This window comes from Cronobacter muytjensii ATCC 51329, from assembly GCF_001277195.1.
GTDB lineage: Bacteria > Pseudomonadota > Gammaproteobacteria > Enterobacterales > Enterobacteriaceae > Cronobacter > Cronobacter muytjensii.
Map to the genome: position 1 here is coordinate 618,774 of NZ_CP012268.1, position 21,078 is coordinate 639,851.

General features: G+C 57.3%; 19 protein-coding genes. 5 read left to right on the forward strand and 14 right to left on the reverse strand.

Annotated features, from left to right (window positions below):
• Window positions 1-127: 127 nt before the first annotated feature.
• Window positions 128-2,737 carry a bifunctional diguanylate cyclase/phosphodiesterase gene (locus AFK63_RS03005; protein WP_407638537.1) on the forward strand — a complete coding sequence of 870 codons (2,610 nt, stop codon included), beginning with the start codon at window positions 128-130 and terminating at the stop codon, window positions 2,735-2,737.
• Window positions 2,738-2,795: 58 nt separating this feature from the next.
• Here the strand turns inward: AFK63_RS03005 and emrB are convergent, their stop codons facing one another.
• From emrB to AFK63_RS03065, 12 genes are all read right to left on the reverse strand, one after another.
• On the reverse strand, window positions 2,796-4,337 hold the full coding sequence (gene emrB / locus AFK63_RS03010; RefSeq protein WP_038868240.1) for a multidrug efflux MFS transporter permease subunit EmrB: 1,542 nt from the start codon (window positions 4,335-4,337) through the stop codon (window positions 2,796-2,798).
• Window positions 4,338-4,351: 14 nt separating this feature from the next.
• Window positions 4,352-5,527, reverse strand: coding sequence for a multidrug efflux MFS transporter periplasmic adaptor subunit EmrA (gene emrA / locus AFK63_RS03015; protein ID WP_038868242.1), 1,176 nt, complete (start codon window positions 5,525-5,527; stop codon window positions 4,352-4,354).
• 136 nt (window positions 5,528-5,663) lie between these two features.
• Window positions 5,664-6,194 (reverse strand): transcriptional repressor MprA, encoded by a 531-nt coding sequence (mprA, locus tag AFK63_RS03020; protein WP_038868245.1) that lies wholly within the window; start codon window positions 6,192-6,194, stop codon window positions 5,664-5,666.
• Between the two features lie 548 nt (window positions 6,195-6,742).
• Complete coding sequence (locus AFK63_RS03025; protein ID WP_038868246.1) at window positions 6,743-7,927, reverse strand: MFS transporter; 1,185 nt, start codon at window positions 7,925-7,927, stop codon at window positions 6,743-6,745.
• 241 nt (window positions 7,928-8,168) lie between these two features.
• A complete protein-coding gene (proX, locus tag AFK63_RS03030) occupies window positions 8,169-9,164 on the reverse strand; it encodes a glycine betaine/L-proline ABC transporter substrate-binding protein ProX (RefSeq protein WP_038868248.1) in 996 nt (331 codons plus the stop codon).
• 53 nt (window positions 9,165-9,217) lie between these two features.
• A complete protein-coding gene (gene proW / locus AFK63_RS03035; RefSeq protein ID WP_038868250.1) occupies window positions 9,218-10,288 on the reverse strand; it encodes a glycine betaine/L-proline ABC transporter permease ProW in 1,071 nt (356 codons plus the stop codon).
• Window positions 10,281-11,483, reverse strand: coding sequence for a glycine betaine/L-proline ABC transporter ATP-binding protein ProV (gene proV, locus AFK63_RS03040; protein WP_038868252.1), 1,203 nt, complete (start codon window positions 11,481-11,483; stop codon window positions 10,281-10,283). Before proV ends, proW begins: the two co-directional genes overlap by 8 nt.
• A 354-nt stretch (window positions 11,484-11,837) precedes the next feature.
• A complete protein-coding gene (gene nrdF / locus AFK63_RS03045) occupies window positions 11,838-12,800 on the reverse strand; it encodes a class 1b ribonucleoside-diphosphate reductase subunit beta (protein ID WP_038868254.1) in 963 nt (320 codons plus the stop codon).
• A gap of 9 nt (window positions 12,801-12,809) precedes the next feature.
• The gene (gene nrdE, locus AFK63_RS03050; RefSeq protein ID WP_038868256.1) at window positions 12,810-14,960 is read right to left on the reverse strand and encodes a class 1b ribonucleoside-diphosphate reductase subunit alpha; all 2,151 of its coding nucleotides are present in this window, start codon (window positions 14,958-14,960) and stop codon (window positions 12,810-12,812) included.
• Window positions 14,942-15,343: a class Ib ribonucleoside-diphosphate reductase assembly flavoprotein NrdI gene (nrdI, locus tag AFK63_RS03055; protein ID WP_038868259.1), complete on the reverse strand. Its 402-nt coding sequence runs from the start codon at window positions 15,341-15,343 to the stop codon at window positions 14,942-14,944. Before nrdI ends, nrdE begins: the two co-directional genes overlap by 19 nt.
• A complete protein-coding gene (nrdH, locus tag AFK63_RS03060) occupies window positions 15,340-15,585 on the reverse strand; it encodes a glutaredoxin-like protein NrdH (protein WP_007751765.1) in 246 nt (81 codons plus the stop codon). The genes nrdI and nrdH overlap by 4 nt, the downstream gene beginning before the upstream one ends.
• A 279-nt stretch (window positions 15,586-15,864) precedes the next feature.
• Window positions 15,865-16,191 carry a DUF883 domain-containing protein gene (locus tag AFK63_RS03065; RefSeq protein WP_038868263.1) on the reverse strand — a complete coding sequence of 109 codons (327 nt, stop codon included), beginning with the start codon at window positions 16,189-16,191 and terminating at the stop codon, window positions 15,865-15,867.
• Window positions 16,192-16,351: 160 nt separating this feature from the next.
• On the opposite strand from AFK63_RS03065, the gene AFK63_RS03070 reads away from it, so the two are divergent.
• On the forward strand, window positions 16,352-16,696 hold the full coding sequence (locus tag AFK63_RS03070; RefSeq protein ID WP_004386457.1) for a DUF2002 family protein: 345 nt from the start codon (window positions 16,352-16,354) through the stop codon (window positions 16,694-16,696).
• 11 nt (window positions 16,697-16,707) lie between these two features.
• Here AFK63_RS03070 and AFK63_RS03075 read toward each other — a convergent pair whose 3' ends face one another.
• Window positions 16,708-17,163, reverse strand: coding sequence for an L-alanine exporter AlaE (locus AFK63_RS03075; protein WP_038868265.1), 456 nt, complete (start codon window positions 17,161-17,163; stop codon window positions 16,708-16,710).
• A gap of 521 nt (window positions 17,164-17,684) precedes the next feature.
• Here AFK63_RS03075 and AFK63_RS20040 point away from each other — a divergent pair.
• Complete coding sequence (locus AFK63_RS20040) at window positions 17,685-17,993, forward strand: hypothetical protein (protein WP_071603793.1); 309 nt, start codon at window positions 17,685-17,687, stop codon at window positions 17,991-17,993.
• Window positions 17,994-18,130: 137 nt separating this feature from the next.
• Here the strand turns inward: AFK63_RS20040 and AFK63_RS03090 are convergent, their stop codons facing one another.
• Window positions 18,131-18,310: a hypothetical protein gene (locus tag AFK63_RS03090; RefSeq protein WP_038868269.1), complete on the reverse strand. Its 180-nt coding sequence runs from the start codon at window positions 18,308-18,310 to the stop codon at window positions 18,131-18,133.
• Window positions 18,311-18,538: 228 nt separating this feature from the next.
• On the opposite strand from AFK63_RS03090, the gene AFK63_RS20045 reads away from it, so the two are divergent.
• Together AFK63_RS20045 and AFK63_RS03095 are read left to right on the forward strand one after the other, a co-directional pair.
• Window positions 18,539-18,697: a YqaE/Pmp3 family membrane protein gene (locus AFK63_RS20045; RefSeq protein WP_007730328.1), complete on the forward strand. Its 159-nt coding sequence runs from the start codon at window positions 18,539-18,541 to the stop codon at window positions 18,695-18,697.
• A 333-nt stretch (window positions 18,698-19,030) separates the two neighbouring features.
• Window positions 19,031-20,908 carry a methyl-accepting chemotaxis protein gene (locus tag AFK63_RS03095; RefSeq protein ID WP_038868271.1) on the forward strand — a complete coding sequence of 626 codons (1,878 nt, stop codon included), beginning with the start codon at window positions 19,031-19,033 and terminating at the stop codon, window positions 20,906-20,908.
• The last annotated feature ends 170 nt before the right edge of the window (window positions 20,909-21,078 follow it).

Here is a 21,078-nt window from a genome sequence, read left to right on the forward strand (position 1 = left end):
TTAAGGCCGCATGGGCCGCAAGCCCCTGAGCCAGAATATATTTTGCCACGAAAGGTCTCTGTAACGCGCAGGATCTTTTCACGGGCGTCATAATCATTATTAAGGCACTAACTGACTGGGATCGAGAATGAGAGGTTTTTTCAGACGCGGCGCTTCTGAGTTATCTGGTAACGAAACGGGTAATACCACGCGTTTTATCCGGCGCACGCTGCTTTTTATGGGGGCTTTGTTAGGGCTATTTTTCCTGCTCGCGATTCTCTCTCTGCTGCATATTGCGAATGATATTAATGACCGCACAGATGCACGCAGCCGCCATCTGTTTTTAAAAGCCCTGCAAAATCGTCAGGACGCGCTTAAAACCAATCTCAACGACTACTCCGACTGGGGCGAGGCGTATCTCAAACTGCATAAAACTACCGACGTGCGCTGGGCATGGGATCGCGGCAACCTCGGGCAGTCACTTTATGAGATGTTCGGCTACGATGGCGTTTTTGTGACCGATGGCGGCGACACTACCCGTTACAGCGTCGTCAACGGCAGGCTGCGTAACCAGAACGTTGAACACTGGACAGGCGCGCCAATGCTGAAAAGCCTGCGTATTGCGCTCGATGGCACAGACGGGGCGGCCATTGTCACGCCGATGGCGTATAACGGCAAACCGGCGCTGGTGGGCGCGGCGTGGATACGTAGCGGCGGCGATAATGTCGTCGAGGCAGAGCCTGGCGCGCCGTCGCTGATGGTGTTTATCGATGTGCTCACCGAAACGGAACTCGCAAGAATGGGGCGCGAATATGGCATTGATGAGCTGCACGTGCGTAAACCGGGCGAGGCGCGGCCCGATTATCGCCAGGTGACGCTGGCGCTGCCGCTCGGTAACGGACAAGTCACCATGGCCTGGCGAAGTGAAGATCCGGGGCACGCTCTGATGGTCGTCATTCTGCCGCTGCTTATTTTCCTGACGCTCTTTACCGCGCTGGTCGCGGGGCTGCTGATGCGTAACGCGCTCAACAAAGCGCGGCTTAACGATGAAAACGCCTTTTTGCTGGAGCAGAACCGGCTGGCGCTGGCGGCGAGCGAGCGGCGTTTTCGCGATGTTGTGGAAGCGACGACCGACTGGATCTGGGAAACCGACGATGAGCTGCGCTTCACCTGGCTTTCTGAACGCTTTCCGGTCATCACGGGGTATCGCATCGCCGACTGGCTGGGACGCCGGGTAACGGAATTTATCCAGGAAGACAGGGCCACGCTGGAGGCGTGGTTTCACCAGCCGGGGCAGAGCGGGCATCGCAATATGACACACTGCCGCTATCTCTCGGCGCAGGGCCATCAGCGCTACTGCAACCTCGTGGCGAAGCCTATCGCAACAGCGGAAGGCACCCTGAACTTTCGCGGCACCGCGACCGACGTCACGCTGGAAGTCGAAGCCCAGGCGCGCGTGCAGTATCTCTCGCTGCATGACGAGCTCACCGGCCTGCCCAACCGGGTGCGCATGAAGGAGTTTCTGGAAGGCAAACTTCAGTCACGCCCGACTCGCGAGCATCCGCTGGCGATGATAAGCCTCGACCTCGACAAGTTTAAGCCGGTCAACGATCTCTTCGGCCACGGCGTCGGCGACGAGCTGCTGCATCAGGTCTCGGAGCGCCTGCGCGCCTGCCTGCGCGATGTTGACCTTGTGGCGCGCCAGGGCGGCGATGAGTTTATCCTGATAATCCCGGATATTGAGCGCAAAGAAGCGCTGGAACAGCTCTGCGAGCGAATTCTTGTTGAGATCAATCGCCCGTTTACCGTGCAGGAGCATGAGATTTTAATCGGCGCCAGCATGGGTATCGCGCTCGCCCCGCAGGATTCCGTCAACGCCACCGATCTGCTGCGTTTCTCCGACATCGCGCTTTATAAAGCCAAAAGCAGCGGGCGTAACCACTGGGTGTTTTATAACGCCGATATGGCTGAGCAGATTGTTCAGCGCCGCGAAATGGAAAACAGCCTGCGCGAGGCGCTTCGCGAGCAGCAGTTCCAGCTGGTTTATCAGCCGCGTTATGACGTCAGCGCGGAGAAGATAGTGGCAGTGGAAGCGCTGCTGCGCTGGCATCACCCCGAGCATGGCATCCTGATGCCAGATCAGTTTATCCCGCTTGCCGAAGAAACCGGGCTGATTATCGCCATCAGCGACTGGGTGCTGAACGCCGCCTGCCGCGACGCGCAGCGTGAAATGCCGGGCCTTGCGATTTCCGTCAATATTTCGGCGGTGGAGTTCCGCACGCCAGGGCTGGTGGAGCGGGTGAAAGAGACGCTGGAAACGACCGGGCTTGCGCCGGAGCGGCTGGAGCTGGAGGTGACAGAGAACGCCACGCTCTCCAACCCGGAGGTAAGCCTTGAGATAATGAACAACCTGAAAGCGCTCGGCGTGCGGCTGCTCATTGACGATTTCGGTACCGGCTACTCCTCGTTAAGCTATCTGCGCACGTTCCCGTTTGACGGCATTAAGCTTGATAAATCGTTTGTAGCGGGGATGCCGCACTCGGATAACGCTAACAGCATCGTGGAAAACATTATCGGGCTCGGCAAAGCGTTTTCGCTCAGCATCACCGCCGAAGGGGTGGAGACGCCGGAGCAGCTGGCGCAGCTGAAAATGTACCAGTGCGATGAAACCCAGGGCTATCTGATGTGTCGGCCTCTGCCGCTGGAGCGTCTGAAAGCGCAGCTGCGCAAGCAGGGCGCCGTATCGATCAACGAATAAACGCGTTTACGCCGTGAATAAAAAAGGCCCGCGAGTGCGGGCCTTTTTATCGCGAGCGTCAGTGAGCGCCGCCACCGCCGCCCCCCGCTCCGAAGGGCGGTCTCGCAAACCAGATAAGCCCGAGCAGGATCAGGAACACGCCCGCCGAGGCCCAGAAAATCTCGTTGGCTGAGATAATCAGCCCCTGGTTGGTAATCTGTTGTGCGATATACCCCGACGCCTGTTGCTGCGTCATCCCCATGCCCTGGAGCTGGTTATACATCTCCTGCGCATTGGGATTAAACGGCGTCACCGACTCGGTCATCTGCGCATGGTGCATCGATTCCCGGTTAGTCCAGAGCGTCGTCGTTATCGAGGTGCCGATAGAGCCCGCCAGCGTTCTTAAGAAGTTGGACAGGCTCGACGCCGCCGCCAGCCGCTCCGGCGGCAAGCCGGAAAGAGTGATGGTGGTCAGCGGCATAAAGAAGCAGGCCACCGCGAAACCCTGGATAAACTGCGGCCACGCCGAGGCGCCGAAATCCATGCCCGGCTCGAAGGTGTACGCGCGCCAGTAAAAGCACACCGCGTACATAATAAAGCTGAACGTCACCAGACGGCGCATATCAAGCTTATGCGCGAAACGCCCAATAATCGGCGAGAGGATAACCGGAATGATCCCGACCGGCGCCGAGGCAAGACCCGCCCAGGTGGCGGTATAGCCGTATACCTCCTGCAGCAGCTGCGGCAGCAACACAATCGAGCCGAAGTAGAGCATATAGGCAAGACTGATGCTCAGACAGCCAATGGTGAAGTTGCGCGACTTAAACAGCGCGAGGTCGACAATCGGGTGCTCGTCGGTCAGCTCCCAGACAATCAGGAAGCAGAGCGCGACCACGGCCACGACCGTCAGCACCACGATTTCGGTAGAGTTAAACCAGTCGAGTTCTTTGCCCTGGTCGAGCATCACCTGGAGACTGCCGATGCCGATGACCAGCAGCGCCAGCCCCACGGCGTCAATGCGCCGCTGCTCGGTGCGGGTTTCGCGGCCACGCAGCGACTGCAGCGTCATCAGCACCACAGCGATGCCGATAGGCACGTTGATAAAGAAGATCCAGCCCCAGTGGTAGTTATCGCTGATCCAGCCGCCGAGGATCGGGCCGCAGATGGGGGCGACGATCACCGTCATCGACCACAGCGCCAGCGCGATGGAGCGCTTGGCCGGCGGGTAGTTGCTCAGCAGCAGACTCTGGGAAAGCGGGATCAGCGGCCCGGCCACAATCCCCTGAATCACGCGGAAGAAAATCAGCATGTTCAGGCTGTTGGAGACGCCGCATGCCCAGGAGGCGATGGCGAAAGCGATGGTGGACCAGACGAACAGACGCACCTCGCCGACACGTCTGGCGAGCCAGCCGGTAATCGGGATCGAGATGGCATTCGCCACCCCGAACGAGGTGATAACCCAAGTGCCCTGACTCAGCGAGGCGCCCAGGTTACCGGCAATCGTCGGGATAGCCACGTTGGCGATGGTGGAGTCCAGCACCTGCATGAACGTGGCAAGCGACAGGGCGATGGTCATAATGACCAGTTGCGCCCCTTCCAGCGGTTTACGTTGCTGCTGCATACAACCTCCGCCGGTTAACCTGCGTTCGCCTGCACAATATCGTTAATCAGCTTGTTCACCGGCTCCAGGCTGATTTCGCGCGCGTTACTTTCATACGCGGGCTGCGAACGGGTCTGCGTCGCCAGAACGCCGCCGTCAAGATTGCTGGTGTTCACTTTAACCAGCGTGGACAAACCGATGCGCAGCGGATGCTGTTCAAGCTGTTTCGGATCAAGTTCGATACGCACCGGCAGGCGCTGCACGACTTTAATCCAGTTGCCGGTGGCGTTCTGCGCGGGCAGCAGCGAGAAGGCGCTGCCGGTACCCATATCCAGCCCGACCACTTTGCCTGTGTACTCTACGTCATCGCCATAGATGTCGCTGACGATGGTCGCCTGCTGGCCGATGCGCATATGAGCAAGCTGGGTCTCTTTAAAGTTAGCGTCCACCCACAAACCGCTCGCAGGCACGATTGCCATCAGCGGCGTGCTGGAACTAATCTGCGCGCCCACCTGCACCGAGCGGCGCGATACGTAGCCGGTCATCGGGCTGACGATTTTCGTACGCTGCAAGGCAAGCCAGGCGTTGCGCACTTCGGTGGCGGCCTGTTTTACGGCTGGCTGATCTTCAAGCGTGGTGCCGAGGATCATCGCCTGGTTGGCATTGTACTGCTGGATGGCGACATCAAGCTGCGCCTGGGCGCTCGCGACCGCATCGCGGGCGTGCTGGAGCTCTTCACGGCCAATCAGGTTGGCACTGCCGAGCGGCACGCGGCGGTTTAAGTCGCTCTGGGCCTGCGCCAGCGCGGTTTTCTGTACATCGATATTTGCCGCGTACTGCTTGCTGTTAATCATCAGCTGGCGGGTCTGACGGACGCTTGAGGCGAGCTGCGTCTGCGCTTTTTCAAAGGCCTGCTGGGCGTCGGTCGGGTCAAGTGTGACCAGCACGTCGCCTTTTTTCACAAAGTCGGTGTTCTCTACCCACACTTTGGTGACGCTGCCGGAGACCTGCGCCATGATTTGAACCTGGTTCCCTGCCACGTAAGCGTCATCGGTTTCCTCATAATGACGCGCCACTAAAAACCAGTAAACGCCATACGCCACGGCAATAACAACAAAGAGCAAGGTCAATAAAAGCAGGGCGCCTTTGCGTTTGCCCTTCTTCTTATTCACCGGTTGCTGCGGGGTGGTGTTCTCCGCATTTGCGCTCATGTTTATCTCCACGTTCTTATTGTTGTCGTCGGCGGACGCCGACCTCTGTTGTCAAAAAGGCCAGCACGATGCTGGCCTGTCAGTGTAGCGGTTTCCTTGCAACAGCACGTTTGCGAAACGAGCGCTTATTGGCGCGTTAGCGAACGGCCTCAAGCATCGTATTGTCCTCTTCCATCTGGTCGAGACGGTCGAGTAATTTGCGCGTTATCTGCTCCAGCTGTTCCTTTTCCTGGCTGCTTAAGGAAGACCAGAGCAGATGCAGACAGTTATGCTGCGGCGGCAGCACCTGACGTAAGAAGTCCTGACCTTTTTCAGTCAGCTGAAGGTGCAGGCAACGGCGATCGTTATCGCTTTCGCGACGTTCGATCCAGCCGCGTTTTTCCAGCTCATCGGCAATGCGGGTGGCGTTCGTGCGCGACGATCCCAGTGCGCAGCTCAGCTCGCTCGGCTGAATACTGTGATTCTCCTGGGACTCCAGGGTCAACAGCGCCATAAACAACGTCTCGTTAATCCCCTGAGCCTTCAGCATCTTATTGCGGTTTTCCAGCAGCTTGCCCTGCATATGCATGCACAGGCGAGTCAGCAGAATTTCCTGATACGGAAAATCCTCGTAGCGACTGGCGCGAAATTTAAGCATCTGTTCAATGGGCGTAAACGAACTATCCATTTGGGTATAACCTCATTAATTGCAGCCGATATAATAACGACGGTAACAAATCATGTAAATCTATTATTCAGATGAATCACTAATGGCTACGTTACCGCCATGAGCTTCCGGACTACTCCATAACCCGGAGCGCCCGCCGCCTTGCCAGTAGGCGCTGCGGCCAGGCGGGCATGAAAAATAACGACGCGCTGACACTACGCGTATCGGCGGAAAACGGGGTAAGCCGGGCGTCGTTCATATAAGTAACGGAAATATAAGAAGTCGATTCGGATGATGTCAGACCAGGCGATACAGTACAGAAACGCGAGATGAAATCCACGGGCAAGCCGCTGATAAATGATGGCAAAATGTCGCTTATTCTCCCTGCCAGCGTGGTGATGCGAAGGGGCAGGGAGGGGCTTAAGGGTGTGGGTATATCCATATACGTTTTTGATATATTGCCGAAGTTAAAATCACTCGAATAAATAACTCAGCATAACCTTAACAGAGTGTTACCGCCCTTAACACCCTTCGCAGGCATTCAGGACGGCAAAGGTGCGACGCAGACCTCACTCTGCGCCGCTGTGGCGGTGATAGCCCCGCCACCACACTACCAGATTTAGTAGGGCGATAATCGCACCCGCGGCGCACACGCCGTTCCATCCGGCGTGCTGCCAGGCGGAGGCGGAAATCAGCGATCCGGCCGCGCCGCCAATAAAATAGCTGGTCATATAACCGGCGGTCAGGCGGTTACGCGCGTCCGGGTGAATGCGGTAGATAACGCTCTGGTTGGTGATATGCACGCCCTGTACGGTCAGGTCGAGGATAAGAATGCCGATAATCAGCGCGATAACTGAAAACTGGCCGAACGCGACGGCAATCCACGACAGCAGCAGCAGCACCAGCCCCCAGGTCGTGGTGAGATGCGCTTTGCCCTTATCGACAAACCCGCCAGCCGGTCGCGCGGCGAGCGCGCCGGCCGCGCCCGCAAGGCCGAACAGGCCAATCACGCCGTCGGAGAAGTGAAACGGCGCGCCCGCCAGTAAAAACGCCATCGACGTCCAGAGAATGCTGAAGTTGGCGAAAGTCAGGCAGCCCAGCAGCGCGCGGGTGCGCAGGAGCTTATCGCGGGTAAAGAGGCTGAAAATAGAGCCGAGCAGTTGCGGATAGTTAAGCGTGCTGGTCTGTTTCACGGCTGGCAGCCCACGCCAGAGCGCGAGCGCCATGATAGCCATCAGCACCGTCGCGACCCAGTAGACGGTGCGCCAGCCGCCGAGGCTTGCGAGCGCGCCGGAGACGGTACGCGCCAGCAGAATACCGAGCAGCAGGCCGCTCATAATCGTGCCCACCACCTTGCCGCGTTTTTCCGGCGCGGCAAGCGTGGCGGCGAGCGGCACCAGTACCTGCGCCACCACCGAGAACAGGCCGGTCAGCGCGGTGCCGAGGATCATCATCGCCAGCGTATGGCTGCTGGCGGTAATCAGCATCCCGGCGGCGGCCAGCAGCGTCATGATGACAATCATGCTGCGGCGTTCGAACATGTCGCCGAGCGGCACCAGGAACAGCAGCCCGAAGGCGTAGCCGAGCTGGGCGGCGGTCACAATAAAGCCCGCCTGGTTGGCGGTAATGGCGAAGGCGTTGGCGATAGTGTCGAGCAGCGGCTGGGCATAGTAGTTGCTCGCTACCACAAGACCGGTCGCGACAGACATCAATACCGTCAGCGGTGTGCTAAGTCCTTGAGAGTGTTTGGTCATGGTTTTGTATGTTGCTCAATAAGAAGGGCGTAAAAGCGCTTGCCGAAAGCCATTATGATAACGGAACCGCACCGTAGCGCCAGATTGTTGAGGAATTGTTAAGTGTCGGATTGTGCGTTTTGGAAGGGGGTGAGGTCACGGTGGGGCTGCGCTTATCTGCTCGCCGTTATGCCCAGGCCATGCCCGGCTCCATAAAAAACACCCGCCGGGCGGCGGGTGTCGTCTTACATCGTTAACGCGCTTATTTCTGCGCGGCGAGCGCTTCGTTGATCCAGCCGTCAAACTGCTGCTGGTGGGCTTTGATCCAGCCATCAACATGACCCTGAATATCCGCCTCGCTGGCTCTGCCGCTGTGCATCATCGCGTTCTGGGCGTTGATATCGGTAATCGGCAGTTTCATCACCGAGAACAGCTTCGCCGCCGCCGGGTTTTTCTGCGCCCAGGCTTTGTTGGCCACGATATGCATCGTATTGACCGGGAAGCCAAAGTTATTGCCATTCGCAAGCGTCGTGTCGATGTTTTTCTGCTCGCCCGGCAGGGAAGAGAACGGCACCTGTAGCCACACCACGTCTTTACCCGGCTTCAGCACGTCGCTCACCCAGTACGGCGTCCAGGTGTAATAGAGCACCGGCTTGCCTTCTTTATAACGCGCAATCGTATCAGCCATCATCGCCGCGTAATTGCCGTGGTTCACGGTCACGGTGTCCTGCAGATGATAGGCCGTGTTCTGATGGTTAATCACCGTTTCGCAGCCCCAGCCCGGCGTACAACCCATCATGTCTGCTTTGCCGTCGCCGTTGCTGTCAAACAGCTTCGCAATGTTGGGATCTTTCAGCTGAGCGATATTGGTAATGTGATATTTCTCGGCGGTTTTACGATCAATCAGATAGCCTTGCGCCGCGCCGGTCACATAGGTGCCCTGGCGCCAGAATTTTTTATCGCCGCCCGCCGCCGCGTACATATCGTCATGCAGCGGCTGCCAGTTCACGGCGGTAAAGGTGGCGTCGCCGGAGGCAATCGAGGTGTAGCCGACGTTGTAATCCACTTCGCTGGTTTTATTCACGGTGTAGCCGAGCTTTTCCAGCGCGCGGCTGACCAGCAGCGTCTGAAAACTCTCTTCAGAGATAGTGCTCTGCACTGGCTGGACGGTAATGCCTTTGCCCGGAAGGTCAGCGGCAAAGGTGCTGGTGGTAACGAGTGAGGCAAACGCCGTGGCGAAAAGAACAGAATGTCGCATCGTTATTCCTTTTATGAGAAGAAGGGAACGGGGCGGCCTGCGCCGCCCGCGCGTTATTTGATGAATGGACGAGTGATAAGGCCGAGCGGGCCGCTTAAGTACCAGCGACGGTTGCCGCGGCTGCGGGCGTCGCGCCCGACCGCCTGCGTCAGCCTGTCGAGAATAATGGCGAGGATAACGATCCCGACGCCGCCGACCGTGGCGAGGCCCATATCAAGGCGGCCAATGCCGCGCAGCACCATCTGTCCCAGCCCGCCTACGGCTATCATCGAGGCGATGACCACCATCGAGAGCGCCAGCATCAGCGTCTGGTTAATCCCCGCCATAATGGTCGGCATGGCCAGCGGAAGCTGGACTTTAAACAGCATCTGACGCGGGCTTGAGCCGAACGAGCGCGCCGCTTCGATGAGATCTTCCGGTACCTGGTTGATCCCAAGGATCGTCAGGCGCACTACCGGCGGCAGCGCGAAGATAATCGTCACGACCACGCCCGGCACGTTGCCGATGCCAAACAGCATCACAATCGGCACCAGATAGACAAACGCCGGCGTGGTCTGCATCGCATCCAGCAGCGGACGAATAATCTTCGCGGCGCGCGGGCTTCTGGCAAGCCAGATCCCAAGCGGCAGGCCAATCAGCACGCAGAACAGCAGGGCGGTCAGCACCAGCGCCAGCGTCACCATCGCCTGCGACCAGGCGCCGATCGCGCCGATGAGGATCAGCGACACCAGCGTCGCAACGCCCATTCCGACGCCTGAGATCTGCCAGGCGATCAGCGCGAAAATCACGATCGCCACTGGCGCAGGCATCCCCAGCAGCAACTGCTGAAAGCCGCCCAGGATGTAATCCACCGGCACGCGAATGCCCTGGAACAGCGGGCGGAAATGCGTCACCACCCAGTCGATGCCTTCCGTTACCCAGCGATCAAGCGGGATCAGCGTCTTATGGAACGGGTCCATGATGTTGAAATGTTCTGGCGCGGGCGCCGGCGCGCTGTTGAGCCAGTCGGCGGTGCCGCTCTCCGGCGCGGGCGTCGGGCTGGCCCACGCGTCGGCGCTGCTGGCGCTATTGGCCGCCGCGTCAGCGGTCCCGGTATCCCATGGATTTTGCGTCTGGTCAGTCATTGGTTGCCCCCTCGCGATCTAATGCCTGCAGGAGTACCCCTTTCGAGATAACGCCCACATACTGTTGCTCTTCGCCCACCACCGGGACGGCGCATGGCGCCACCCCAACCGGTGAGAGCAGTTCGCTGAGCGGCGTGTCGGCGCTCACCGCAGCAGGCGTGTCCAGCAACGCGCTGTCCAGCCCCTGGCCTGCCGCCAGCGCCGCTTTCAGGGAGTCCACCGAGACGGTGCCGACAAAGCGGTTACCGCGCTCGACGACGTAACCAAACTCGCGATCTTCATCCTGCAACAGTTTGATTGCGGAACGCGGGCCAAACCCCGGCGTTTTACGCAGCAGACCGCCGGGGCTTCGGCGGGCGATATCTTTCGCGCTGAAGACCTGGCTGATATCGACGCCGCGGAAAAACGTGCGCACATAATCGTTCGCCGGGTTATTAAGAATTTCATCCGGCGTGCCGACCTGCACCACTTCACCGTTTTGCATAATCGCGATACGATCGCCAATTCGCATGGCTTCGTCGAGGTCGTGGGAAATAAACACAATGGTGCGCTGATGACGCGATTGCAGCTTAATTAATTCATCCTGCATTTCGCTGCGAATTAATGGGTCGAGCGCCGAGAACGCCTCATCCATTAACAGAATATCCGGGTTAATGGCCAGTGCGCGCGCAAGCCCAACGCGCTGACGCATCCCGCCGGAAAGTTCATCCGGATAGGCGTGCGCGTAATTTTCAAGCCCGACCTGACGCAGCGCGTCGAGCGCTTTTTCCTGACGTTCTTTCAGCGGTACGCCGGCTAATTCCATGCCGAAAGCGGTATTATTTAATACCGTCATATGCGGCATCAGCGCGAATGACTGGAATACCATCGCTATCTTTTTCTTGCGCACCTCGCGCAGCGCGGTGTCTGATATTTTAGCGATATCTTCGCCGTCAATCAGCACCTGGCCGCGGGTGGGTTCAATCAGGCGATTGAGAAGGCGAACCATAGTGGATTTACCCGATCCGGATAATCCCATGATGACAAATATCTCGCCTTCTTCAATGGCCAGAGTGGCGTCTTTAACGCCGACAGATAGCCCGGTTTTTTCAAGTATTTCCGCTTTTGAAAGCCCTTGGTCAATATATTTAAAGGCCCGTTGCGGATGCTCTCCAAATATTTTGTATAGATTCTTAATCTCTAATTTAATTGCCATGCAATAGCGTGAGTCCTGTTATATTTTGCCGTTAAGATGATTCCTGCAGGAAATAGTTACCGGGGCATACCCTAACATACTCAGATTCTGAGACAACCCTCAATTTCCGGCGCGCACGGCGAAATGCTGCGACAAAACGCCATTATTTCCCGGTATTACTGGGCTGAGCGGCAGGCGACAGGAGACGATATTTTTCGTTTTACACAGTGAAATCACGGGCGAATCAGCGTGATTCGCCCGGAAGAGAGTGGAAATAGCGTTCCGGAATGTTGCAGAGATATTTTCGTGAATTTTACAATTTTTTAGCAAATAATTCTGACGGCAATTCAGCCATTATTTACGCGTATAAGCGAATTAAAAATCCCAGTCCTCGTCTTCGGTTTCCACCGCTTTGCCCATGACATAAGACGAACCGGAGCCGGAGAAAAAGTCGTGGTTTTCGTCTGCGCCAGGGGAGAGCGCCGCCAGAATCGACGGATTCACCTGCGCCATTTCCGCCGGGAAAAGGGCCTCATAACCCAGGTTCATCAGCGCCTTATTCGCGTTGTAACAGAGAAATGCGCTGACATCGTCCACCCAGCCAACCTCGCGGTACAGCGCCGCGGTGTAGGCAAGTTCGTTATCATAAAGATCCATCATCAGATCCAGCGCGAACGCTTTAAGCGATTCACGCCTTAGCGCGTCCACCTTCGCCAGTGCCTGCTGATATTTGTAGCCGATGTAATACCCGTGCACCGCTTCGTCACGAATGATCAGACGAATGAGATCGGCGGTATTGGTGAGCTTGCCGCGGCTCGACCAGTACATCGGCAGATAAAAGCCGGAGTAGAACAGGAACGACTCCAGAAACACGCTCGCGATTTTCTTTTTCAGCGGATCGTTTTCGCGATAGTGCTCAAGAATTATCTGCGCTTTACGCTGAAGCGGCGCGTTCTCTTCGCTCCAGGCGTAGGCGGCGTCGACATCTTTGGTCTGGCAGAGCGTCGAGAAAATGGAGCTGTACGAGCGGGCGTGTACGGCCTCCATAAAGCTGACGTTCGAGAGCACGGCTTCTTCATGCGGCGTGATGGCGTCCGCCATCAGCGCGGGCGCGCCGACCACGTTCTGAATGGTGTCGAGCAGCGTCAGCCCGGTGAACACGCGAATGGTAAGCTGCTGTTCGCCTGGCGTTAATGTCTGCCAGGCCGGAATGTCGTTCGACAGCGGCACTTTTTCCGGCAGCCAGAAGTTGCTGGTGAGCCGGTTCCACACCTCCAGATCTTTCTCGTCCTGAAGTTTGTTCCAGTTAATGGCGCTAATACGGCTTAAACGGGTCATGGTGATTCCTCACAGGGCGCAGGAGACGCAGCCCTCAATTTCGGTGCCTTCCAGCGCCAGCTGGCGCAGTCGAATGTAATAAAGCGTCTTGATGCCTTTCTTCCAGGCGTAAATCTGCGCCCGGTTGATATCGCGGGTGGTGGCGGTATCCGGGAAGAACAGCGTCAGCGACAGCCCCTGATCCACATGACGCGTGGCCTCGGCATAGGTGTCGATGATTTTTTCCGGGCCGATTTCATAGGCATCCTGATACAGCGCCAGGTTTTCGTTGGTCATAAACGGCGCGGGGTAATAGACGCGGCCAATTTTGCCTTCCTTGCGGATCTCGATTTTCGAGACGATCGGATGAATGCTCGACGTCGCATGGTTAATGTAGGAGATAGAGCCGGTCGGCGGCACGGCCTGCAGGTTACGGTTATAAAGCCCGTGACGCATAACGTCGTCGCGAAGCTTACGCCACATCTGCTGGGTTGGAAGCGTGATGCCCGCCTTCTCAAACAGCGCCTGCACTTTAGCGGTTTTGGGCGTCCATGCCTGCGCGAGGTATTTGTCGAAGTACTCGCCGCTGGCGTAACGCGAGCGTTCAAAACCCTCGAAGCGCACGCCGCGCTCGCGCGCCAGCATCATTGAGGTGTGCAGCGCGTGCCAGGTGATGGTGTAAAAATAGAGATTGGTGAAATCGAGCCCTTCCGGCGAGCCGTACGCGATGCCTTCGCGCGCCAGATAGCCGTGCAGGTTCATCTGCCCGAGCCCGATGGCGTGCGAGGCGGAGTTGCCCGCTTCAATGGACGGCACGCTGCGGATATGGCTCATATCAGAAACCGCAGTCAGCGCGCGTACGGCAACCTCCACCGTGCGGCCAAAGTCTGGCGAGTCCATCGTATGGGCGATATTCAGCGAACCGAGGTTACAGGAGATATCCTGGCCCACCGTTGCATAATCGAGGTTTTCATCAAACGTGGACGCGCTGTTGACCTGCAAAATCTCCGAGCACAGGTTGCTCATGTTAATGCGCCCGGCAATCGGGTTGGCGCGGTTAACCGTATCCTCAAACATGATGTACGGATAGCCGGATTCAAACTGGATCTCCGCCAGCCGCTGGAACAGCTCGCGGGCGCTGATGTACTGCTTGCGAACGCGATCGTCTTCCACCAGTTGTGAATACATTTCGCTGACGCTGATATCGCCGAACGGTTTACCATAAAGGCGCTCCACGTCGTAAGGCGAGAACAGCGCCATCTGCGCGTTGGCTTTGGCGAGTTCAAAGGTGATATCCGGGATAACCACGCCGAGCGACAGCGTTTTGATGCGGATTTTCTCATCGGCGTTTTCGCGTTTGGTATCGAGAAACCGCAGGATATCGGGGTGGTGCGCGTTAAGATAGACCGCGCCTGCGCCCTGACGGGCGCCGAGCTGGTTAGCGTAAGAAAACGCGTCTTCCAGCATTTTCATCACCGGGATCACGCCGGAAGACTGATTTTCGATGCGCTTAATCGGCGCGCCCGCTTCGCGCAAATTCGAGAGCGAAAACGCCACGCCGCCGCCGCGTTTGGAGAGCTGGAGCGCGGCGTTCACCGCACGCCCGATGGACTCCATATTATCCTCGATGCGCAGCAGGAAGCAGGAGACCAGCTCGCCGCGCTGCTTTTTCCCGCAGTTAAGGAAGGTCGGCGTCGCGGGCTGGAAGCGGCCGCTTAAGATCTCGTCCAGGATCTGGCGCGCGAGGGCTTCATCGCCACAGGCGAGCGTCAGCGCCACCATGCAGGCGCGGTCCGGGAAGTGCTCCAGGTAATGTTTGCCATCGAAGGTTTTCAGCGTGTAGCTGGTGTAAAACTTCCACGCGCCAAGAAACGTTTTAAAGGTGAAGCCGTACCGGTGCGCCGCGTCAAACAGCCCGGCGACGAAGTCCGCGTGGTAGCGCTTAAGCACGTTGTCATCGTAATAGCCTTCGCTCACCAGATACGCAAGCCGCGTGTGGGCGTCGGGGAAAGCCACCGTACGCGGCTGCACGTGGGCGGCCATAAAAGCCTCCACCGCTTCGCGGTCTTTGGCAAACTGGATGCGACCAGACGCGTCGTAAAGGTTGAGCATCGCGTTCAGCGCGTGATAGTCCGGCGGCGTTTGCATTGCGGCTTCGCCGGTTAGTGATGTCGTTGCCAAAATTCGTTGACTCCCTTACGCACGTTGTCGATATCTTGCCCGGTGCCCATCAGCTCAAAGCGATAGAGAAAAGGCACCTGACATTTGCGGGCGATGACGTCGCCGGCGCGGCAAAACCCCTCGCCGAAGTTACGGTTGCCTGCGGCGATAACGCCGCGCAGCAGCGCACGATTATGTTCATCGTTAAGAAACCGGATAACCTGGCGCGGCACAGCGCCTGCCGTTCCGCCCCCGCCGTAGGTCGGTACTACCAGGATGTACGGCTCGTCTGCCCGTAGCCGCGCGTCATCCTCAAGCGGAATACGCTGTGCCGGCAGGCCCAGCCGCGCGATAAAACGATGGGTGTTTTCCGAGCGGCTGGAGAAGTAAATCAACGTGCTCATGCGTTTGCCGCAAGCGAGTCCGCGCGCAGACGGTTAATCATGTCCGGGCGAAAGCCGCTCCAGCTCAGGTCGTCGGCCATGACCACCGGCAACTGGCGGAAACCCTGCTCGCGCAGCGTGTCGATAGCCTCAGGCTGTTCGTCGAGATTGATGGTGTCAAACGCGATCCCGCGGCTTTCCAGCGCGCGTTTAGTGGCGTGACACTGGACGCAATCATTTCTTGTGTAAATAGTTATGCGCATGATTCGTATTCTCATCAATATGTTAAAATCCCCACCGCGGTGCAGTGTTGATTGGGGGGGGCTGATAAGAAAGATACTAGATGTAGTTGTGATAACTTTCAACTACGCAATATATAGGGTTTCTGACAGGCGGAGCCACAACGACGCGCAGAAGCAGGCATGGCAGCGCCTGGACGCAAAAAGGGGCTGAAAAATATTAAGCAGGGCGGAAAGGCGAGGGGGGAGCAGAAAACCGTTCCCCGGCAGCGCCGGGGAAAAGGCATTGAACCGTGCTTCAGATTAGCGGCGAGAGATAAGCAGTGCGCCGAGGAAAATCCCGACGGCCGCGCCGATACCCAGACTGCTCAGCGGACGTTCACGCACAAATGTGCTGGCGCAGCTCACGGCGTCGCGGGCGGCCTGGTTGACCTGGCTTCTGCCGTGCATACGGGCGCGGGTTTCACGCAGCAGCGATTCCGCTTTGCGACGCGCGACATCGGCTTCGCCTTTGGCATCGCTGCCCCAGGACTTCAGTACGCCTTCCAGCGTATCGGCAAGGCGGCTGATATCGTGGTTGATTTCGCTGACGCCATCGTTCACATCGTTACGGGTGTTTCTATTAAACATAACGTTCTCCCTCTGTGTTTACTTAATCAAAGTATAGAACAAAATGTGAGCCGCTTCGGCGTGCCGGGCCGTCAGAGGGCCTTTCTGGACTTTTCCGAAAGCCCTGCTATTCCTCCTAATGTAAGGTTTCCCCGCAGTCTGAAGCAGATGAGGAAAATTTATGTATTTACGACCCGATGAGGTGGCGCGCGTACTGGAAAAGGCAGGATTTACCATGGATGTGGTGACGCCAAAAACTTATGGTTATCGTCGCGGCGAGAATTATGTATATGTGAATCGCGAAGCGCGTATGGGGCGCACGGCGCTGGTCATTCACCCGACGCTCAGGGAGCGCAGCCAGTCGCTGGCGGACCCGGCTTCAGAAATGAAAACCTGCGATCACTACCAGCAGTTTCCGCTGTGGCTTGGCGGCGACGCGCAGGAACATTACGGCATCCCGCTGGGATTCAGCTCCCGCATGGCGCTGGAGCGTTATCTGAACGGCTTATTTGGCGAACCGCAGTAATCCTTCCCTTCTCAGGCCTGCGCGCTGACCGGCGCGGCGGGACTTACCCGGAACAGACGGCGGCAGTAATCGAGGAAATACCCGTAGGCCGCCCCCATCATCATCGACACCACAATATTGGAACTCACCGCAGCGATAATCTGCGGGATATCCGCGCCAACAAAAAGAAGAATAGCGGCGTAGACCGGCGACTGGAATGTAATGTAGGCGAACACATCTGCGATGTTTTTAACGAGACGGCTTTTACCCAGACGCGCCGCAGCGCGCATGAACGCGTCGCGATAAAGCCCGTAAGGCCAGGCGATGACCATATTGACCGGTATCGCAACCAGGCGTGACGAGAGCGATTGTTCGAAGCTCATTCCGGAGACAAATATTTCAATCATCATCCCCACGACGGAGCAATACACTACCATGGCAAAGGTGTCCGCTACGGCGTGACGCAGGCGAGAATGCGGCGAAAACATGAAATTAAGCTCCTGAACCATCAACAGGGAAAACGGGAAAGGTAAGGTCGCGCTGGCGATATGCCTGGCATTTTGCGCTGATGGTAGAGTATATGGCTGGTTTGTTGCTTTCAATTAGCTATAAATTTTTATTTATCGCCGCTTTGTCAATAAAATCCTCTGTAAATTCAAAAACGTGCGTCGCCTCGCTATTTTTAACGGGGATCGTTTATTTTTTGTTAATTTTCATAGGCTTAATTTTATCAGAGAAGCCGTGTCGCTTCAGCGGCGGCAGGGAATGTTTTGCGGCGCGCTTTTAACTGGCACGCGGAGTTTCAGATAACGCGTTACGCCAAAAGCCAGAGTTTTATGCTGTTTTCGGCAGGCGTTAGCATCTTGCCCGAGAGTGACCGGCGAGCGCTATTTATCTGCGGGATGAATATGATTAGCCCGTCGCAAAACGGCTTTAACCAGAATTCAGCCCACGCGCGTGCGGGTGGCGGATAATGAACGCCTGTTTTTCACGGCTTTTAGCAAGGAACATGAACACAACGATCGATGTTTTACACCACTTTGAGCGGGGCGTGCTGATGCTCACCTGCGAAGGGCGGCTTCGCAAAAAACTTCTGCGCTTCTGGTTTGAGTGCCTGATGGATATTCCACCCGCTGCGCTGGCGCAGGGGGTACGACCTGAACTGCAGGTGCTTAGTGACCATTTCAGCGGCCCACACGCCCGCCCGTTGCAAGACTGGTGTGAGGAAGACCTTCAGGTATTGCTCAGGCAGCTCCTCGCGTTTTACCACCGGCTTAGCGAACAGGCGTTCGCAGAAAGCCGCGTTCTTGTTCGTTGATGGGCGATGAGGCGCCCCGGTGGGGGCGCTTCGCTTACCACCCATAAGGGAATAATAAGATTCTGGTTGCAGGGCGGATACCTGCATCATAGCGGCCTGCTATCTTATCCACCTGCCTTCTCACACACCGACAACACTCAACACACGCCGAAGTCACCGTCTTCTTTATATAACGCTACATCGGCTGCTTTAAGCGTGATTTTCTCGCCCTGTGCGTCATCCGGGCGCACCGCGACAATCTGGTCGCCATGCACTTCAATGACTTTCAGCTTCGGGCCGCCCAGTCGCGGTTGTACGATATCGCCAGCTTCAAACATTATGACCTCCTGATTATTCACATCGTTTACTAACAGTAGCCCACCTGCGCGCACCTTCACAAGCTGCGCGCAGATGCCTCGTGGGAGAAGGAGTAACGCGATACGCTCTGTATAGCCACGTTAGGCCAGGTAAAGTCCTGTATGAAGGGTGGCGTTTTACAGTTTAACGACTAAACTTAATAAAATAAGCAACTTACAATGAGCTGCAAAACCACTACAGGAGTAACTATGGGATTCTGGAGAATCGTTTTTACCATCATTCTGCCGCCGCTTGGCGTACTGCTGGGTAAAGGTTTCGGCTGGGCGTTTATTCTCAACATCCTTCTGACGCTGCTGGGTTACATCCCGGGCCTCATCCACGCCTTCTGGGTACAGTCCAAAAACTAACCCTCCGCGTTCATTAAAAAAACCCGCTTCGGCGGGTTTTTTGCGTCTCGTCATCCTGCTTTTTCCTGCCTGCTGCCCTTTTTGAAACCGTTCATTCTTTCGCCGTTTCGTTGCATTTTTTGCTTATAAAACGTGCGGTTTTACTCACGCTTAACAATATTTTAGTAAATGAACTGTTTTATCAGAAACTTTTGCCGATAACAGAGGGGCAGAGAGGAGTATTTCTCTGAATAATTTGAATTACAGAGATAAAAAGAGGCCACCATGGGGATCCTGTCAACATTAATAACGGGTCCAGGACGGACATTTTCGGCATCAAGCCCCCGTAGCGGTGTGTATCGCTGTCAGAAATTACCGACATCGTTACGTGACGCGGGCGTGCCGGATAAGCCGGGCATCTTGATGGTATTTGTACCGCCCAACGCGAATTTTCATGCTGTCAGTCAGGTCTGGCAGCGCTTCGCCACGCCGGAGCGCACCGTACTGGTGCTCTCCTCTACCGGCACGCTGTGCCAGCAGGAAAAAGCGACAGTCTATTGTGATTTGGAGGGCGACGAGGGGAGCTGGCTGCTGCTGCCGAAAGCGCTCATTGGCCGCCACGAAGTGCACTCTGTTGATCTGCATACCCGTCTTCCAGGCGCCATGCAGCGCGTGGAGGCGATTTCACGCGATCTCAGCGCGCTTGATGTGCGCCTGTCGCTCAACGCCGAACGTACCTTCGCACTGATCTACTGCGACGGTCTCGCCGCCTCGGAAGGGTTTCTGATGCAGGCCTGGTATAAGTCCGGGCGCTTTCCGTGTCTCGCCGTGGGCGGCGCGGCGGGCGGCAAACTCGATTTCAGCGGCACCTGGATGAGCGTCAACGGGCGCATGATGGAAGGCCGCGCGATTGTCGTGCTGTGCGAAATGGCGCCGGGTAAATCCTTCGCGCCGTTTAAAAGCCAGAACTTCCAGCCTGCCGACAAAAGCTGGCTGGTGGCGCAGGCTGATCCGGTTGCGCGCACCGTCAACTCGTTGTTCGACGCCAAAGGCCAGCAACAGCCGATCGTGTCGTATCTGGCAAGCCAGCTTAACTGCAAACCCGATCAGCTCGCGCAGGCGCTCGAAGGCTATACCTTCGCGGTAAAAGTGGGTGACGATTTCTTTATTCGATCCGTAGCGCAGATCGAATCCTCACAGATCCGCTTCTTCTGCGATCTGGAGTTTGGCGATCGGCTGTACCTGATGAAAGCGACCGATTTTGTCGCCCATACGGTGAATGACTGGCAGGCGTTTACGCGTCGCTATGGCAAACCGGCGGGCATGTTGCTCAACGACTGCGTACTGCGTCGCATGAACAACCTCGCTACATTGCCGCGTGCGGATTTCTTCCGCCAGATCCCGGCGGCAGGGTTCTCAAGCTTCGGCGAGATCCTCGGGGTGCCTATCAACCAGACGCTCTCCGCGCTGGTGTTTTTCGATAAGCCCAACCAGGCGATGAGCCAGTTCCCGGTGGAGTATGCGGCCTATGCCGCGCACTATGCTCAGCGCACGCTGCGCCGCTGGGAGGCGATGCACCGCATGCAGTCGCAGGTGATTGAGCAGGTCATCAGCTATCAGCAGGAGCTGTCGCCGCTGCTCTCAACGCTGCCGCTGCTGGAGCACGCCACGTCGCAGCAGACCGAAACGCTGGATATCGCGCAGGGCAATATTCGCTCCATGAGCAGCGCCGCGCGCGATACGCGCGATGCGCAGGACCGGCTGGAGCAGGGGTTAAGCGATCTGGAGACCATCTCCGAAGGCATCACTAAAATCACCAGCGGGATCCGCTCGATTGCCGATCAGACCAACCTGCTGGCGCTCAACGCCGCGGTGGAGGCGGCGCGCGCCGGGGAATCCGGACGCGGTTTCGCCGTAGTAGCGGGCGAAGTGCGCCGGCTGGCGCATCTTTCGCGCGAACAGGCGGAGGCGACGGCGCACAGCATCAATGAGTCCGTCGAGACTATCGCGCGCATTCGTCAGGTCACCACAGAAACGGTCAACGCGACCCAGACTATGGCAGACCGCAGTATCGAAGCCGCGGACCGTATCGCCTCGATGAGCGAGCAGACCAGCGAAGAGCGTGAAAACGTCGCCCAGAGCCTGGGCCGCCTGAAAGTGGTGGCGAAAGGGATGGACGCGATGCAGGAGGCCGTCGCTCAGCTGCGCACGTTGCAGGAGCTGGCGAAGTAATCTGTCGTGCGTCCTGAAAGGGGCGGGCTTTTATTTAAAGGCGAGAAGGGCGTATGTCCTCTCGCCTTTTTTATTCGCCGGTGCCGGAAGATTTACGCCGCCGTGCGGGTTATTCTTATGGCACATAAGAATTTGCGCCCGACGCCAGTACGGCGGCCCGGTCAGGAGAT

Bases quoted from the DNA above. Each gene is read 5' to 3' on its own strand.
- AFK63_RS03005 (WP_407638537.1), top strand. From the start codon at position 128: ATGAGAGGTTTTTTCAGACGCGGCGCTTCTGAGTTATCTGGTAACGAA.
- emrB (WP_038868240.1), bottom strand. From the start codon at position 4,337: ATGCAGCAGCAACGTAAACCGCTGGAAGGGGCGCAACTGGTCATTATG.
- emrA (WP_038868242.1), bottom strand. From the start codon at position 5,527: ATGAGCGCAAATGCGGAGAACACCACCCCGCAGCAACCGGTGAATAAG.
- mprA (WP_038868245.1), bottom strand. From the start codon at position 6,194: ATGGATAGTTCGTTTACGCCCATTGAACAGATGCTTAAATTTCGCGCC.
- AFK63_RS03025 (WP_038868246.1), bottom strand. From the start codon at position 7,927: ATGACCAAACACTCTCAAGGACTTAGCACACCGCTGACGGTATTGATG.
- proX (WP_038868248.1), bottom strand. From the start codon at position 9,164: ATGCGACATTCTGTTCTTTTCGCCACGGCGTTTGCCTCACTCGTTACC.
- proW (WP_038868250.1), bottom strand. From the start codon at position 10,288: ATGACTGACCAGACGCAAAATCCATGGGATACCGGGACCGCTGACGCG.
- proV (WP_038868252.1), bottom strand. From the start codon at position 11,483: ATGGCAATTAAATTAGAGATTAAGAATCTATACAAAATATTTGGAGAG.
- nrdF (WP_038868254.1), bottom strand. From the start codon at position 12,800: ATGACCCGTTTAAGCCGTATTAGCGCCATTAACTGGAACAAACTTCAG.
- nrdI (WP_038868259.1), bottom strand. From the start codon at position 15,343: ATGAGCACGTTGATTTACTTCTCCAGCCGCTCGGAAAACACCCATCGT.
- nrdH (WP_007751765.1), bottom strand. From the start codon at position 15,585: ATGCGCATAACTATTTACACAAGAAATGATTGCGTCCAGTGTCACGCC.
- AFK63_RS03065 (WP_038868263.1), bottom strand. From the start codon at position 16,191: ATGTTTAATAGAAACACCCGTAACGATGTGAACGATGGCGTCAGCGAA.
- AFK63_RS03070 (WP_004386457.1), top strand. From the start codon at position 16,352: ATGTATTTACGACCCGATGAGGTGGCGCGCGTACTGGAAAAGGCAGGA.
- AFK63_RS03075 (WP_038868265.1), bottom strand. From the start codon at position 17,163: ATGTTTTCGCCGCATTCTCGCCTGCGTCACGCCGTAGCGGACACCTTT.
- AFK63_RS20040 (WP_071603793.1), top strand. From the start codon at position 17,685: ATGAACACAACGATCGATGTTTTACACCACTTTGAGCGGGGCGTGCTG.
- AFK63_RS03090 (WP_038868269.1), bottom strand. From the start codon at position 18,310: ATGTTTGAAGCTGGCGATATCGTACAACCGCGACTGGGCGGCCCGAAG.
- AFK63_RS20045 (WP_007730328.1), top strand. From the start codon at position 18,539: ATGGGATTCTGGAGAATCGTTTTTACCATCATTCTGCCGCCGCTTGGC.